Raw genomic sequence first — 16,144 nt, forward strand, 5'->3', positions numbered from 1 at the left:
GTGATTGAGTGGCTGAACCGAATAACGGCAGGTACACCGGCTGGACTGGCTCTTACCGGTGCGCTTGCTGCGTTGCTTCACGGTCCGGTGGCTGTGGGTGATGAACTGCCGCAGCGCGCCAATGATCCTGCCTATGGTGTGGCCCTGTACGAGTATTACCAGGGCAATGCGTTTGAGGCGCTGACCCGCCTCAACGTGGCCGCAGCGGAAGGTGGCATCGATGGCCATGGCGACCATCCGGCCCTCGTGGAGGGCGGCCTGCTGCTGTCCTACGGCATGACTCAGGAAGCCGGTGCGCTGTTCCGGGCGTTACTGGACGAAGACGCAGCGGTGGCGCCGGGCACCCGTAACCAGGCCTGGTTCTATCTGGGCAAGGTGTTCTACCTGGAGCAGGATCCTGCCGCGGCACGAGATGCCCTTGAGCGGGTGGATGACGAGTTGTTGCAGGACGAAAGCGACGAGCTTTACCACGAGTGGCTGTACCTTAGGGGTCAACTGGCCTTGGCCGGAACGGCGCCGGCCAATGGGGAAAGCGTTGACGAACTGATCGATGCGCTGCCGGAGAGTTCTCCCTGGCGGGCCTACCTGCAATACAATCAGGCGGTTGGCCGGCTGGCAGAGGGCCAGACGGAAACCGCGATGGCCGATCTTGCCAGCCTTGATGACCTGGTTGACGAACTGATTAGGGAGCAGCCTGAAGTCGAGCCACCGTTGGCCAATGAAATGTCTGCGCTCCGCGAACGGGTAAAACTTTCAATGGGCCGGCTTCACCTCAGTAAGGGCGACTTTGCAGGCGCGATGGCCAGCCTTGAACAGATTGCCCTGGATGGCGTGTTTTCCGACGAGGCGCTGTTTGACTACGCGGTTGCCGCCTCCCGCGAGGGCAAAGCGGGTTTGGCGTTGCAAGCGTTGAATACTCTTCAGCAACGCCCCCTGTTTACACCCTGGCTGCAGCAGGTGCCCTATGCCCGTGGCTTCCTGTTCGAGCAGATGGGGCGCCAGCAGCAGGCGCTCCAGGCGTACCGTGAGGCTGCCAGCCATTACCAGTCTCTGAACACCCGCCTGTCGAATGAGCGGGAGCAGCTGACCGAAGCGCAATTGGTCGACGCCCTTCGCTTTGGGCGTGAGGGTGATAGCCCGGGACAGGCCGGGTCGATGGACCCGGCACTGGCGCGTCCCGAACCGGGAGCGCCAACCGTGCTGACCGATGCCTATGGACGCGTGAAGGTCAGGCCCGAGGATTACAGCCTGGCTGGTCTGTTAGCGACCGAGCGCTTTCAACTTTCCCTGCGTGATCTGCACGAACTCTATCGATTGCAGGATTCCCTTGGCCAGTGGCAGAAGCAATTGGAATCCTTCGATATCATGCTGGCAACCCGTGCCCAGCAGCGGGAACAACGTATTCGCGAGACCCGCGACGCACTAGAGGCGCTCAACGCAGATCAATGGCTGGCGCGGCAGGCTGAGTACCGCAGCGCTATCGAAGACGCATTGGCCAGGGAAGACCTGCGCTTTTTCATGACGCAGGAACAGCATGAACTGGCGGACCGACTGGCGCAGGTGGAGCAGACCCTGTCGCAACTACCGAATGATGAATCCACTCGCCAACAGCGAGAGACCTTCCAGCGGATGAAGGCGTACTTCAACTGGCGCCTTGCCGATGATTACGCGGTCAATCGTTGGGCTGCCGAAAAGCAGCTGCGGGAACTGGACCAGGCCATGGATGTGTTCGTTGATCAGCGCGCACTGATTGAACAGGAGATGGCATCGGGTGGCGAGAACCAGGCCCTGGCTGCCCGGGTAGCGGCCCGCCAGGCCGCGTTGCAACGATTGCAGGGCGAGGTGAACAAGGCGCTCTCGGCAGCACGCACGGAACTGCTCACCCTGGTGGATGCTGAACTTCTGCAACAGAGCCAGGAAGTGCAGGGGTACCTCAGGGCAACCCGTCATGCAGCGGCAAGATTGGCTGACACGCTGTTCCTTGGTCGCAATGGTGCGACGGTAAGCCCGGCTCCCGAAGCGGGAGGTGACCGTGACTGAGCCGGTCATCCGCAGGCGCCTGGATGCTCTGCTGCCAGTGCTTTTTGCAGGCCTTCTCGGAGGCTGCCAGTCGCTTTCAATGCCGGATGTATTCGGCGGGGATGACAGGCAGCCTCAACCCGGGACACTGGCCACTCTTCAATCCATCGAGCCCACGCCCGATAGCGTCGGGGATAGTGCTAGTGAGGTATCCCTGGACGAGGTGATGGACAGTTACCGCGCCTTGCTGCCTTTGCTGGAAGACCCCGCCAAACAGGTTGCCGTGCGTCACCGGCTGGCGGACCTGGAGTTCCAGCGGGCGGAAAACACGATGGTTGAAACCGCTATGGATGAGATGGCCGGGGCCATCGAGGCCTATGAACAGCTTTTAGCCGAGTACCCGGAGCGACCTGGTAATGATCAGGTGCTTTACCAGTTGGCCCGCGCCTACGATCTACGCGGCATGAGCGATGAGCACCTTGCCACAATGACGACGCTGGTGAACGAGCATCCGGATTCGAAATTCTGGGTCGAGGCCCAGTTCCGGCGCGGTGACCTGCTGTTCAGTAATCGCCGTTACGCCGAGGCTGAGCAGGCGTTCCGTACGGTGATCGACGCCGACCCGACCAGAAGGGACGATGCCTCGTTCCTGGTCAACGCTCATTACATGCTGGGTTGGAGTCAGTTCAAGCAGGGGGATTATCGGGAAGCCCTGTTCAGCTACATCAATGTGTTGGACCTGGTCATGCCGGAGCAGCAGGACGTGGAATCTGTCGGGCAGGAATATCGCACCATGATGGAAGATCTGTTCCGCGTGTTCGGGCTTTCGCTGTCTTACCTGGACGGCGCGGACACCCTGCAGGCCATCTTCCGTGAGACCGGCGAGAAACCCTATGAAATCCTCGTGTATGACCGCTACAGCGACCTGCTGCTGGAACGGGAGCAATACACAGACGCCATTGACGTGTTCGAGCGCTACATCGATGCGCGGCCACTGAGCCCATGGGCGCCTCGATACCACATGCGCATCATCGACACCCTGGCGCAAGCCGGCTTTACCGCCGACATACCGGATCGCAAGGCAGCGTTCGTTCGGGATTACGGCATTCACGGCGCCTACCTGCAACAGGCGGATGACGAAACAGCGCAATATATCGGGCAGCAACTGGAAGAACTGATTCCGGAGTTGGCCAACCGCCACTATGTGCTGGCGGGCGAAACGGAAGGCGTGGAATCGGACGACCACTATCGACAGGCGGCGGTGTACTACGAGGCCTTCGCAGATACCTTCCCAGCGCACCCTCGCACACCGGAGATGCTGTTCCTGCTGGGTGAAACCCACGTTGAGCTGGCCCAGTGGCCGGAAGCCATCGAGGCCTTCGAACGGGTTGCTTATGACTTCCCCTGGGAGGGCGAGCCGCCCGAACGCGCTGCGGAGGCCGGTTATGCCTCTGTTCTGGCATTCCGGGAGTACGCCAGGACCTGGCCTCGGGAACCCGCTGAAACCTATAATGACTACGCCGAGTTCCAGCAGTTGAATCGCCAACGGTTCGTCAATGCTTTCCCTGATGACCCGCGCTCGGAAGAAGTGCTCTACATCGCCATGCAGCATGAATTTGAGCGGGGCCGTTACGGGCAGGTGGTGGAAATGGCGGATCGCATGATCGCCCGCATTCCCGCCCCCGGGGCGGAGATAATGACCGAAACAGGGTTACTGAAAGCCCACAGCCTGTTTGAGCTGGGCCGCTACGCCGAGGCGGAAACCACCTATCAACAGACGCTGCGAGTCATGGCTGAGACCGATGAGCGTCGGCCGGATGTTATTGAAAGCCTGGCCGCCTCCGTTTTCCGGCAGGCGGAAGCGCTGGCGGATGCCGGCGATACCGCGGGCGCGGTCGGTGAATTCCTGCGTGTGGGTGAGGTTGCGCCAACCTCGGCACTGCGGGCAAACGCCGAATACGACGCTGCCACTCTGCTGATTGAGCTCAGTCACTGGCAGGATGCCATCGACGTAATGGTGGCGTTCCGGTCCCGCTATCCCGACCACGAACAGATCGACACCCTGCCGGCGCGTCTGGCATTAGCCTACCGCGAGACAGAACAATGGGAGAAAGCCGGGGATGAGTTGAACAATCTCATTGCCATGGCGACCACGGAAGAAGAGAAGCGCGAAACCCTGCTGATCGCGGCGGATCTGTACGAGCGTGCGGGCAATACCGGCAAGGCCATCGACACCTGGCGGCGATACGCCAATACCTATCCGGAACCACTGGACGTCTACATGGAAGCCGCCAACAGCCTGGCTGGACTGTACGACGAGATTGGCGACGACAGTAGCCGCCGTTTCTGGCTAAGGAAGCAAATGGATGCGGTGGACAACAATCCCGACGACGCAGACGACCGCATGCGTTACCTGGCGGCCGAGGCCTCGGCCATCCTCGCCCGGGAGGCGCTGGCGTATTACGACAGTATTCGTCTGACTCTGCCCCTGAATCAGAGCATGGCGGCTAAGACCGAAGCACTGGAAGAGGCCGTTATCGCCTATCAGAAAACTGCGAGTTACGGCGTGTCGTCCTTCTCCACCGAAGCCGGCTACCAGATTGCGCACATCTATGCGCGCCTCGGCCGCGACCTGATGGACTCCGAGCGCCCGGAAGGATTGTCGGAGCTGGAGTTGGCCCAGTATGAACTGTTGCTGGAAGAGCAGGCCTATCCGTTTGAGGACAACGCCATCGATATTCACGAACAGAACGCCAGCCGCGCCCGCAACGGCATTTTCGACGAATGGGTTCAGCGCAGTTACGAAGCCCTGAAAACCCTGCTTCCGGGCCGCTACAACAAACCTGAAATCACCGTAGAGGTTGTCGATGAGCTGGGCTAGGTCATTCCAGGCGTGGACAAGAGTGGGCCTGCTGCTGGCTGTCGTGCTGGTGGCCGGTTGTGCGTCCTCGCCCAAAACCGATCCGGCGGATGCGGCGGAGGCAGAGCGCCAGGCCCGTGAGGCCGAACTAACCCAGGATTTCAGCGAGGCAGTTGCCTTGCTCAGGGGAGGGGATAGCGGCAACGCGCGGGACCTGTTTGAACAGATCCATCAGGCCGACCCGGAGCGAACTGGCCCCCTGGCCAATCTCGGCATTATTGCCCTGCAAGAAGGCAATGCCGACGAGGCGGAAGCGTATTTCCGGCAGGTGCTTGAGCGCGACCCGGAACACAGCGCAGCGTTGACCCATCTCGGCGTCATGGCCCGGGAGCAGGGCGAGTTCGAGCAGGCTGAAACCCTGTACCGGCAAGCCCTGGAGGCTGACCCCGGCCACTTGCCGGCGATGCTGAACCTGGCCATCCTGCTGGATATCTACCTCGGCAGGCTGGAGGAGGCACTGCCTCTCTACGAACAGTATCAGTCGCTGGCGGAAGAACCGAATCCACGCCTCAAGGACTGGATCTTTGATGTCAGGAACCGCTTATGACCGCGAAAAAACACCTACTCAGCCTGTTGCTGTTGACCATCGCATTTCCCTGCGTTGCCCAGGATGGTGTTGTGACCATCGAAGGCACGCGCATTCGGGGCGATCAGGAAGTGCCGACGGTACTCTACCTGGTGCCCTGGCAGGCGCCGGCCGTGCAGTCGCTGGCCCGGCCGGATGAGCAGTTGATGCTCCAGCGCCCCATCGCGCCCCTGGAGCGCCAGGAATTCCAGCGTTTGGTGTCCTATCATCAGTATTTCCGCGCCTCCGTGGAGGATGGCAATACCTCCGGACGCCCCGATGCAACACCGGAGTGAGAACTGCGTCACACAATTTTTGTGCACATACGCATGTAAAAACAAACCGCTACAAAGACTTGCGCGAACTTACCCCTGCCGGGGCGGTTGCCGCATACACTAGCCTGCAAACACGGACTATGGAGTGCCCTGAAAATGATTGAAACTGCCGTTCGCTTCTTCCAGGAAGGTGGCTTTTTCATGTATCCGATCGCCATCGTGCTGATTATCGGACTCATCGTTGCCGCTGAACGTTACATCTACCTGTCTGCCCAGAAGATCACCAATCGTCGTGATTTCAACCGGTTGCACCACATGATTGGTGGTAAGGACCTGAAGGGCGCGCTGAACTACGCTACTGAGTCCGGCAGTGCCATGGCCTCCATGATCGGTTTCGGCCTCCAGCGCCTGGCCCGTCGCCAGTCCCGGGAAGAGATCGAGTACGCGATGGAAGAGGGGCTTCTGGAAGTCATGCCCCGACTCGAGAAGCGCACCCAGTACCTGTCCACCCTGGCCAACATTTCCACGCTGATGGGCCTGCTCGGCACCATTATCGGCCTGATCGCGGCCTTTACCGCGGTTGCCGCGGCAGACCCGTCTCAGAAAGCAAGCCTGCTGTCCCAGAGTATCTCCGTAGCGATGAACACCACCGCCTTTGGCCTGATGTCTGCGATCCCGCTGCTGTTGATCCACTCCGTGCTCCAGACCAAGACCAACGAAATCATCGACAGCTTCGAAATGGCTGGCATCAAGGTGCTGAACCTGATCACCGACGGAACAGGCGCAAGGCCGCAGGCACCGGCTGCTGCCCGCCCCGCAGAGCCTGCTTCCCGTGCGGCCAACCCCGCCGGATCAGTGGCGTAACGGTTCAATCAGGGAGCTAAAGCCATGAGGCGTAAGCATCGTCGGCTTCGCAGTGACGCGGACCTCGACATCACACCGTTCATGAACCTGATGATCGTGCTGGTGCCGGTCCTGCTACTGAATATGGTGTTTGCACACACCAGCGTGCTGGAACTGAATTTTCCCGACGTGGACAGCAGTTCCGTTGAAGAGCAGAAGGAACTTCAGCTACAGGTTGTCATCTTCGAAGACCAGCTTGTGGTGTCCGACAACCAGGGCGGCGTGATCAAGACCATCGCAAACCGCGAAGCGGCCCACGACTTCGAGATGCTCGGTAAGGTCATGAAGGAGCTTAAGGGCAGGCTCCCGGACAAACGCAACATCATCATTATGCCGTCCAGCGACACCTCTTATCAGACGCTGGTGTCGGTTATGGACAAGGTGCGCTCTTACGAAGCGGTTGTCGCAGGTGATGTTGTTGAGGCCGAGCTGTTCCCCGAGATCTCACTGGGCGACGCACCGAAGAGGGCTGAACAGTCATGAAAGAGTCTGCGAAAGCCAAACGCCTGAAGCGCCATCATCGGCGTGGTAAACAACAGAGCAAGCTGAACCTGGTGTCGTTGATGGACATCTTTACCATCCTGGTGTTCTTCCTGATGGTGAACTCATCCTCCGATGTGCAGGTGCTGAACCAGGACAACGCCATCAAGCTGCCGGACTCCAGCGCCCAGCAGCCTCCGGGTGATGTGCTCGCGCTGACGGTCACGGACAACGATATCCTGGTGAACGGCCGTGTGGTGATGAAACGGGAAGTGCTTCAGGCCTTCGGTGGCCAAGTTGAGCCCGCCCTGAAGGAAGAGCTGGACTACCAGGCCAGCCGCTCCAGTGCGCCGGCACCGGATGCAGGGCGCCCCATCACCATCCTTGCCGACCGTGAACTGCCCTATGAACTGCTGAAGAAAATCATGTCCACCTGCGTGGACGCGGGCTACGCCAGTATTTCACTGGCTGTAAACCAGAAAACAGAGCAGGGAGCCTAGCTGTGGCAGAGTATCGTCAGGGATTGCCCTGGAATCAGGAGGCCGGAGAACGCAAGCGCTTGTTTGCGGTTGCTACCCTCGTGGTCCCGCTGTTCCTTGTGGCGGCTGCGTACATCACCTGGGTAGAGTTACCGGAGCAGGACCGCAAAGAGCGTGAAGCCCTGCCGCCGCAATTGGCCAAGCTGATTGTTGAGAAACAGGAACCGCCACCACCCCCGGAACTGAAAACGCCAGAACCCGAGCCTGAGCCCGAAAAACCGGAACCGGAAGAGCAACCCGTTGCCGAGCCCGAACCCGTGCCCCAGCCGCCGGCGCCAGAGCCTGAGCCCGAACCGGAGCCAGAACCCCAGGTGGCGGAGAAGCCGGAGCCCACACAGCAGGACGTCGAAAAAGCCCGGGAAAAAGCAAAGAACACCGGTATCCTGGCCATGGGCGATGAGCTCTCCAAGCTGAGTGCCTTGGGCAAATCTGTCAAACTGGACACCCCGTCAACCGTCACAACGGCCGAACCAATCGCCCGCAAGACCGGCGATACCCTGGCACAGAAGGCCAACACCGGCCGCAGCTCCGGCGTCGATGAATCCGGCCTGACCCGCGAAACCCGCGAGGTTGCGCTGGCGGAACGGCAACGAGCACAGGTGGAGGAAGCGGAAGAAGTGGTCGCCCAGGCTAAAGCTGCTGAGCGCGAGCAACAGGCCGCTGCCAGCAAGCGCAGCCGCGAAGAGCTCCGCCGCACCATGGACGCCAACAAATCGGCCATCTACAGCATTTACAACCGCGAACTGCGCCGCAAACCCTCACTGCAGGGCAGCGTAACGCCGGAACTGGTGATTGAAGAGAGTGGGGCGGTCTCAAGCTGCTCGGTGGTTGAATCCACCCTGAACGAGCCAGCCCTTGAAAAGAAGATCTGCAACCGCCTTCGATTGGTGGATTTCGGCGCCCGCCCGGGTGTCGACAGGACGACTATCCGCTATCCGATCGAATTGCTATCTGGTTGAACGGACGTTATTGGCTACCGAGTCCCGGCCACCAGGCCGGGACTAACCTGCAATTAGCGATCAGCGGCGATCGGACGAGTGGTTGATGCCATCCGTGGTAGGAATATCGCCCAACTCAAAGGGGTTCACCCCCTCTATACACGCCACGTTCACCCCAAACTGATTCGGGTTTGAGCGCCGTCTATGGTGTGTATAAATCCCGCAGGTAGAGCAGAAGTAGTGTTCAGCGGTTTTGGTATTGAACTGATAGAGCGTTAAATTCTCTGCACCCTGCAAGATCCTGAAAGCAGCCAGTGGAACCGAGGTGACAACAGCACCACGACGCGCGCACATTGAGCAATTGCAGCGGCTCAAGTCCTCAAAACCGTTGGGAAGATCAACTTCGAATTGAACGCTGCCACAGTGGCAGGTGCCGCAGTTTAAGCCTCGTACGTCCATGTTGGGCGAACTCCTTATCTAAATCAAAGCGTTGAATTTCTGACAATCGAATCCCTGGACGAACTTGAGAGTGGTTTTGCTCAAGGTTACCACCCCCACCAACGCTCGACCTTGAGGATGCCACGCCAGATACTGCCAAGAATAGACGGAAACAGTTGCGGGAGTATCAACGCTGTCACGGCGAACACGATGATACAGGTGAAAAGATAGTTACTGCTGAGAAAACCACCCGAGTAAGCCAGTTGCTTGTTTACCCCGAGCCAGATGAATGCTGCTGTGGGCACGGAGAAAAATAGAGATGCAAAGAGGCCAATCAATCTTGTTTCAATTGGCCCACCTTGGCTGCGCTTCCTTGCCATTTTTTGTGACTACTCCTTGTGTATTATGCCCGACATCACCGATTGCAAACCGCAACATAGCGAAGGGTTTGGCAGCGGTGCATGGCTTGGCTATGTTTCGCTTTGTGGTAAGTCAAGCTGCCTCTCACTCCGCCAGACTCGTATGAGCACAACCTCTTTCGCCTGCCTGAGATAGACAACCCGAAATGGTGCGTGAATAAATTCGCGAATATGATCCAGGCTGAATTCAGGAACGACTCGGCCAGCATCGGGGTGGGTTTGAAGCATCCCACAGTGCTTCAGGATAGCAGCCACGATATCATCACCAATATGTGGCACATCCTGCTCTCTGTAATACGTCTGAATAGCCTGTAAGTCCTCAAGAGCGGACTGTGCGATGCGTAATTCCATTTACTTGATGCCCAACGCTGTCTTGGCGTCCTCCAGCGATACGGTGTTGCCTTCGCGAACATCCATAAGGCCTTGCGCCACAGCCTTCACAAACCGCAATTCCTCGGCGGTTCTCTCATAATCCTCGAGCCCCTGAACAACCGCTATGCCTCGGCCACGACTGGTAAGCAGGATCGGGCGATGCGTATCCTGCGCCCGGCCAACCACCTTTCCGGGATTGATTTTCAGGTCTGAAAGAGGAATAACATCTTCGGAAAATTTCACATGCATAGTGATTACCTAACCAACGAAATGGTACTATTAATAGCACCAGTTAATAGGTGCGGTCAAAAAACGTAACGAGGCTGTTGAAAAAACTGTTTCTGAGCTGTTCCCACCGCCTGATTCCCGTAAATTTTTTCGCGGCCGAATATCGCGATTCCAGTGTTCGCTGTCAGTTTCGGCCCTTAGCTCGCCTACGCTGCTTTCGAAAATCCGGCTAACCCTTGATTCAAATAGAGTTAGCCGGGAATTCGTTGTATTGCCAGAAATCATGGTCAGAACGATCATTTTTCTGGACTCCAATAAGCGGTATACCGGAATGCTTATTGCTCGTTCCGCCGCAAAACCAACGCTATCCCCACACTGACCACAGAGGAAGCGACCAGCGCACCAACGAACGGCGCCAGGGTAGGAATGCCACCGGGGAAACTGGCGGCGAGAAGGCCCGCCGTCAGGCTGCCACCGGTCACCCAGCCAGGAATAATAGCGCCTACCAAGCCAGCAAGGCCACCGAATACGGCTGCGGTGGTGGTCATGCGTTTCCAAAGCCCCATCAATACCGGTATTACCGCCGTCGCGCAGAGCAGGTCGGCGATCAGGAACAGTCTCAGTACCGAGACACCCTGGAGTGCCACAATCACCACAGGAATCATCAGGAGGACGGTTACCCATCGTGCGGAGGTGATGGAAAGGCCCTGTTTCTCGGTTACTGCCAGGGAGGCGAGGGCGTTCTGGAGTGTGTCCACGGACGAGGCGACTAACGTGAGGGCCAGCACCAGGGCGGGAATCGTCAGCCATGCGGGGGCACCGGACAGCAGCGCAAAGAACGGAATGGGGGGAGAGCCCAGATCCGCGCCGCTCATGGCGGCGGCGATGCCGAGGCCGCCGACGACGGCAACCACGATAATGGTGACCAGGCCGCCCAACAAGGCGCCGCTACGTAGCGCCGAGATATCGCGGGCGGACCACAGGCGCTGCCAGTAGCCCTGGTGGAACAGGTTGGCGGCGGTTACGGCGATCACCAGTGTCAGGGCTACGCCCAGGGCACTGCCTACTGGCGCGGAAGGGGCGTCAGCCATTTGCAGTTCCGGTAGCCGGTCCATTGCCACGAACCCGACAATGGCCAGTAGCCCGATCAGCAGGAACGCCTGCCACTGGTCCGTGACGATGCTGGCTCGCAGACCACCCCAGGTGGTGTAGATGAGTGTGGCAACGGCCACGCCAAGCACCGCAAGGTTTCCGTTCACGCCTGATAGCAAGGAGGTGATGGCGCCGATGGCGGTGAGTTCGGCGGTCAGGAAACACAGCATGTAGAGCACGGAGATCAGCGACACATAGCGGCGAACCGATGTGCCGTAGCAGGCCTGGGCGAATTCTCCAATGCTGCGTCCCTCGGGCAGGTAACGGCGAATGGCCGGGCCACAGAAAGCGAAAACGATAAAGGGCAGGGCAGCGCCGAGGGCGTAGCCGGCCAGTGCCACGGGGCCCATCAGGGCTCCGACTTCCGGAGGGGCGAAGAGTATCCAGCCGCCCATGCCCGACGCCAGGAAGGATAGCCCGAGTGCCCGGGCGCCCTGACTGTTGCGGGCTGTCACGAAATCATCCAGGCCGCCATCGGCCAGGCGCGCCCGCAGTCCCAGCCAGGTGAACAGAATGAGTGCAGCCGCCAGGGCAGCTACCGTGGTGTAGAGCATGGTGTGTTTCTCCGTTAATCATAAAGCCGGGAATAGTGACATATTCCACGCGGCGCTGCGATTGACTGTCTGTCTTATGCTTTACTGTAGTAAGTCATCATCCGGAATTGAACCGACGGGGGAGGCCCCACCCAATGAGTAATCGCAAATCGGAACTGGAAACCCTGCGCGCCGACCTTAAGGCACGCCTGTCAAAGTATGAGGCCCATCAGCATCGCCAGGGAGGCGCGCTGGAGAAAGACTTCGAAGAACAGGCCGTGCAGACCCAGAACGACGAAGTGGTCGATTCGCTGGAAACGGAAACCCGCAACGAGCTGGCCCAGATCGAACACGCCCTTGAACGCCTGGCTGAGGGGCTCGGGGGCGAATGTGAAGGGTGCGGCGAAGACATTGATCCACGGCGCCTGCAGGTATTGCCCTATACCACTGTCTGCGTGAAGTGCGCCGAAGATTGACCCGTAATTACTATCACTCTCCCTGAATCTTGCTGAGCAGGTCTTTGGCCAGTTCAATGGCTTCTGACCGATGGCTGATGTTCTGCTTCTGGTAGAGGCTGCGAATGTGCGTCTTCACCGTCGTGGATGCGACTTTCAGGTGTTCGGCAATCTGGTCATTCGACAGGCCGGCATGAATCAGGCTGAGTATCTGCCATTCCCGGCGGGTTAGCGGTGATGTGCGGATCAGTTCCGGCACATCCGGCCGGTCGATAATATCCTGGATGATGGCCTCATCCAGGGAAATCCGGATGGCGCGGCTGAAATCCCGTTGTTGTTGCGCCAACTGGATCAGGCGTTCCGCCCGCTGCAATTCCATGCCGTCAATGGCTTCGTCATTGATCAGTGCTTTCAGGATCACGATCAATACCTTGCCCATACGCAGGAAGCTGCCAACGGCCCCGGTGGTGCTTGCCAGTTGGAGCGCGGCGACCATGTGCTTCAGGGCGTTCTCTCGGTCTTCGGTGTCCCAGTAGAGTAGCGCCAGCGCGATATGGTTGCGGTTGAGGTCGGTTTTAAGTCCCACTTCTTCCGCTATGGCTTGCAGTCCTGTAAGCAGAGGCTGCGCCTTGCTGTACAGCCCCAGGCTCATGTAAGCCCGAGCCCGGTTGCGACCGTTGCACTGATTGAAGTGGTTGGTCGCCGTGGTGGGGTCGACGGGCGGTGCGATGGTCAGCCAGCGTTGTATGGCTTCCCGGTCCCGAACCGCATCCCAGTACGCGAGCATGGTGGCATGGGCATTGGCGACCCAGTCCAAATGATAGTCGCCGGAGGCAAGCATCTTCTGCATCTTGGCGATGTAGTCCGCACAGAGGCTTTGCCGGCCCCTGGCATGGGCCACCTTGGCCAGCGATGTATAGCTTTGCACGTACCAGCGCTCGCCCTGGGCTTCCAGGATCTCGATGCCCTGGAGCGCACACCGCTCAGCATTTTCCAGATGGTGCCATTCCCACATGATCTGGCTGCGGATGCGGAACAGGAATTCCAGTATCGGCAGGTGGTTGAGGTGATTTTCCTCGGCGTACTGGAAGCCCCGTTCCTGGATGTTGTAGGCCTTCTGCAACAAGCCCATGGCAACGCTGATTTCAGACTGCTGACACAGCGCCCAGATGACGTTCTGGTGGGCCTGGTGAGCCCGGGCAAGGTGTTCGGTTTCCTGCATGCGGGCGAGGGCTTCTTCCAGTTCCCCTTGCACAAACAGCGCTTCCCCAATCACCGAGGCCGCTGCAACCCGGGAAGTGGGAAGGTAGCGGGCTTCCTGGTCGATAGCCTCCCGGGCCAGTGCCAGGGCGCGCTCTCCATCCCCGTAATTCATGGCGACCTGGGCACGAATGGCACTGAACTCACCATGCACGGCGCGCTGTGTGTCCTCGGTCATGGATGCTTCCAGACGGGTTTCCGCAGCTGACAACCAGTTTTCAACTTCGTCAAATTTGTATTGGCCCTGGGCCACCCAGGCCCTAAGCAGGGTCAGTGTTGGATCCTGGGCAATCACATCCTGGGGCAGGGCGTCGAGGCATCGCTGCAGCAGGATAAACTGGCCTTCGGTGAAAAACTTGCGGCCGTGAATGGTCAATACGCGGGTGATACGGTCCGCGTCGTCGGCGGCGATGGCGTGGCGGGCGGCCTCTTCAGCGTGGTCCAGTTCCAGCCAGGCGTCACTGGCCCGCTGGTGCAGCTGTTGGCGGTTCTCTTCGGTGGTGCAGGTCAACAGGTGCTGGAGATAGACGGAAAACAGCGGATGGTAGCGGAACCACAGGGCGGAATTGTCCACGGGCGTGATAAACAGCCCCATGGAGAGAAGGCTGCTTAGCAGGGCCTGGCCGTTGCTGTCGTCCATAACCCGCATGACCATCCGCGCGTTGAAGCGGTCCAGTATGCTGGTTCGTAGCAGGAATGTTCGCTGCTGTTCCGTCAGCCCCTGCCCAACCAGTTCGTCGAAGTAGTCAAAGATGTGCTGGTTGCCGTACTCAAGCTGATCCACAAAATCGTTGAATTCGATGCTGGTCAGTGCGGACGCGGACAGAAGCTGGAGCGCCGATACCCATCCTTCAACCCGTCTCACCGCCCGCTCGATGCTTTCCCGCGAAATTTCAAACGGCAATCGGCTGTCGAAGTAGCTCTGTGCTTCGTCGGCACCGAAAGCCAGGTCCCGTGAGGTGATCTCGGTCATCCGTCCCTGCATCCTCAGTTGCGCAACGCCAATGGGTGGCACGGTCCGGGTGATCAGGACGAGCGTCAGGCAGGCAGGTTGATGTCGCAGCAGGAAGCGCAGTGCGTTGTGTATGACTTCGTTGTCAATCAGGTGGTAGTCGTCCAGCACCAGATACAGCGGATCCCCGTCCAGCCCTTCCAGTGGAAGCTCTGCCAGGAGGTCGGTGAGAAAACTCTCCAGATTGTCGTACCCCTTCTCCTGCAACTTCCTCAGCGTGGCCTTGCAACTGCCGGGAGCCGCAACCTCAAGTGCCTTGGCCAGATAGCCTGCAAACCGGGCCGGGTCGTTGTCGCCCACTTCCAGGCGATACCAGGCGCTGGTGGCCTCCAGTGCCTCAAGACGGTCCGCCACTGTGGTGGTTTTGCCATAGCCCGCGGGCGCATGCACCAGAAGCAGGCTTACCGGTTCCAGGCCGTGGAGAAGATCGTTGAATTTTTCCCGGTGTAAAAGGGCGGGTGGTGGTTGTGGGCTCTGGTTTTTGGCAGCGATGAACGTCAGTTGTCCCGGATTCAGTGTTGTTGTCATCAGGATCTTCAGTAATTGGTGTCAGACAGTGGCAAGGAATGTGATACCGGCTTTGTGGCTCTGCGTCAACTTCCCGTTGTCGCGATTTGAGGGGCATGAACCAGTTCTCAAAACCGGCAGGGAGGGCCCCTTCTGCAGCGGCAGATTTGAGGCACAGTTATCTTTCAGGCGTTAGCGATTTCGGTATCTTACCGTAACAAGATGTAACTCGGAAAACGTGATGTCTAATAATAACAGGGACTTCGTCTGACCATGCTGCTGGTACTCGCCGGATCCATCCTCTCTTTCACTATGGCCCAGGAGGCGGTCGTCGTGGAGCCTTATGAACAGGGCACCATTGTGATTGAGCAGGATTTTGACACCAGCCCCGTTGAGTTGCGGACGGACACCCGCGTTGAACCTCTCGTCGAGCAGAAGTTTCGCAACATTGTTCGTCAGGCCTACGACTACAGCTGCGGCAGCGCCGCGCTGACCACGGTTCTGAATTTTTACCTCGGTAGAAACCTTGGTGAGCGGCAAGTCATGGAGGGACTGCTCCACTACGGCGAAAGTGAACGAATCGTCCAGCGCCGCGCTTTTTCGATGCTTGATATGAAGCGCCTGGTCACCGCCCTTGGTTACCCCTCTGGCGGATTTCGCGCCACGATTGACGACCTGATTGATCTCGATCACCCGGCCATCGTGCCCATTCAGCACGCGGGTTTCAAACACTTCGTGGTGCTTCGGACCATTCGCGATGGTCGGGTTTATCTCGCTGATCCGGCGGTCGGCAACATCTCCTTCACACTCGCCCAGTTTGAAGAGAACTGGGACGACAACGTGCTCTTTATTGTATTCCCCGGCAGTGACAAGCCGCTGGACTACCTGGAATTGAAAGAAGAAGACCTCCGGTTCGTGGATGACCAGACGATGACGCTGTTGGCGTTACAGAAACTACCCGAATTCCATGAATCCACGGAACGCCGGATCAGAAACATGCTGGAGCGCCAGAAGAATAATCCGGACGGCAGCGTTGAGAATACCCGGAAGCAGCTGTTTTACCGGCGCCATTAACGTGCCGGGCGCAAAGCCGGCACACAGGAACCAATACAATTAGAAATAAGGGAGT

At 58.9% G+C, this 16,144-nt stretch carries 16 protein-coding genes; 10 read left to right on the top strand and 6 right to left on the bottom strand.

Translation table 11 applies throughout. From position 1 onward, the window contains the following. The 8 genes from MDG893_RS10040 (at window position 1) to MDG893_RS10075 (ending at window position 8,660) form a co-directional block, all read left to right on the top strand. Entirely contained in the window at window positions 1–2,040 is a 2,040-nt protein-coding gene (locus MDG893_RS10040; RefSeq protein ID WP_007153665.1) for a tetratricopeptide repeat protein, read from the top strand. After that, window positions 2,033–4,900: a tetratricopeptide repeat protein gene (locus MDG893_RS10045; RefSeq protein ID WP_007153666.1), complete on the top strand. Its 2,868-nt coding sequence runs from the start codon at window positions 2,033–2,035 to the stop codon at window positions 4,898–4,900. The genes MDG893_RS10040 and MDG893_RS10045 overlap by 8 nt, the downstream gene beginning before the upstream one ends. Further along, window positions 4,887–5,486, top strand: a complete 600-nt coding sequence (locus MDG893_RS10050; protein ID WP_157132809.1) for a tetratricopeptide repeat protein — start codon at window positions 4,887–4,889, stop codon at window positions 5,484–5,486. Before MDG893_RS10045 ends, MDG893_RS10050 begins: the two co-directional genes overlap by 14 nt. Next, window positions 5,483–5,800, top strand: coding sequence for a hypothetical protein (locus MDG893_RS10055; protein ID WP_007153668.1), 318 nt, complete (start codon window positions 5,483–5,485; stop codon window positions 5,798–5,800). Before MDG893_RS10050 ends, MDG893_RS10055 begins: the two co-directional genes overlap by 4 nt. 135 nt (window positions 5,801–5,935) lie before the next feature. Then, window positions 5,936–6,643 carry a MotA/TolQ/ExbB proton channel family protein gene (locus MDG893_RS10060; protein WP_007153669.1) on the top strand — a complete coding sequence of 236 codons (708 nt, stop codon included), beginning with the start codon at window positions 5,936–5,938 and terminating at the stop codon, window positions 6,641–6,643. Between the two features lie 24 nt (window positions 6,644–6,667). Further along, window positions 6,668–7,165: an ExbD/TolR family protein gene (locus MDG893_RS10065; RefSeq protein ID WP_007153670.1), complete on the top strand. Its 498-nt coding sequence runs from the start codon at window positions 6,668–6,670 to the stop codon at window positions 7,163–7,165. After that, complete coding sequence (locus tag MDG893_RS10070) at window positions 7,162–7,662, top strand: ExbD/TolR family protein (protein ID WP_007153671.1); 501 nt, start codon at window positions 7,162–7,164, stop codon at window positions 7,660–7,662. Before MDG893_RS10065 ends, MDG893_RS10070 begins: the two co-directional genes overlap by 4 nt. Before the next feature lie 2 nt (window positions 7,663–7,664). Beyond that, the gene (locus MDG893_RS10075) at window positions 7,665–8,660 is read left to right on the top strand and encodes an AgmX/PglI C-terminal domain-containing protein (protein ID WP_007153672.1); all 996 of its coding nucleotides are present in this window, start codon (window positions 7,665–7,667) and stop codon (window positions 8,658–8,660) included. Window positions 8,661–8,720: 60 nt separating this feature from the next. On the opposite strand, the gene MDG893_RS20705 is transcribed toward MDG893_RS10075, so the two are convergent. The 5 genes from MDG893_RS20705 to MDG893_RS10095 form a co-directional block, all read right to left on the bottom strand. Continuing rightward, window positions 8,721–9,098 (bottom strand): GFA family protein, encoded by a 378-nt coding sequence (locus MDG893_RS20705; RefSeq protein ID WP_007153673.1) that lies wholly within the window; start codon window positions 9,096–9,098, stop codon window positions 8,721–8,723. An 86-nt stretch (window positions 9,099–9,184) separates the two neighbouring features. Beyond that, window positions 9,185–9,457: a hypothetical protein gene (locus MDG893_RS10080; protein ID WP_007153674.1), complete on the bottom strand. Its 273-nt coding sequence runs from the start codon at window positions 9,455–9,457 to the stop codon at window positions 9,185–9,187. A gap of 90 nt (window positions 9,458–9,547) precedes the next feature. Further along, the gene (locus tag MDG893_RS10085) at window positions 9,548–9,847 is read right to left on the bottom strand and encodes a type II toxin-antitoxin system RelE/ParE family toxin (RefSeq protein ID WP_007153675.1); all 300 of its coding nucleotides are present in this window, start codon (window positions 9,845–9,847) and stop codon (window positions 9,548–9,550) included. Next, a complete protein-coding gene (locus tag MDG893_RS10090) occupies window positions 9,848–10,117 on the bottom strand; it encodes a type II toxin-antitoxin system Phd/YefM family antitoxin (protein WP_007153676.1) in 270 nt (89 codons plus the stop codon). A 314-nt stretch (window positions 10,118–10,431) separates the two neighbouring features. Then, window positions 10,432–11,802 (bottom strand): sodium:solute symporter family transporter, encoded by a 1,371-nt coding sequence (locus MDG893_RS10095; RefSeq protein WP_007153677.1) that lies wholly within the window; start codon window positions 11,800–11,802, stop codon window positions 10,432–10,434. A 134-nt stretch (window positions 11,803–11,936) separates the two neighbouring features. Between MDG893_RS10095 and MDG893_RS10100 the strand changes: the two genes are divergently transcribed. Continuing rightward, window positions 11,937–12,257 carry a TraR/DksA family transcriptional regulator gene (locus tag MDG893_RS10100; protein WP_007153678.1) on the top strand — a complete coding sequence of 107 codons (321 nt, stop codon included), beginning with the start codon at window positions 11,937–11,939 and terminating at the stop codon, window positions 12,255–12,257. Between the two features lie 13 nt (window positions 12,258–12,270). On the opposite strand, the gene malT is transcribed toward MDG893_RS10100, so the two are convergent. Then, window positions 12,271–15,036 carry an HTH-type transcriptional regulator MalT gene (gene malT, locus MDG893_RS10105; protein ID WP_007153679.1) on the bottom strand — a complete coding sequence of 922 codons (2,766 nt, stop codon included), beginning with the start codon at window positions 15,034–15,036 and terminating at the stop codon, window positions 12,271–12,273. A gap of 252 nt (window positions 15,037–15,288) precedes the next feature. Between malT and MDG893_RS10110 the strand changes: the two genes are divergently transcribed. After that, window positions 15,289–16,089 (top strand): C39 family peptidase, encoded by an 801-nt coding sequence (locus MDG893_RS10110; protein WP_007153680.1) that lies wholly within the window; start codon window positions 15,289–15,291, stop codon window positions 16,087–16,089. Window positions 16,090–16,144: the final 55 nt, after the last annotated feature.

The sequence above is a fragment of the Marinobacter algicola DG893 genome (assembly GCF_000170835.1).
Classification (GTDB): Bacteria; Pseudomonadota; Gammaproteobacteria; order Pseudomonadales; family Oleiphilaceae; genus Marinobacter; species Marinobacter algicola.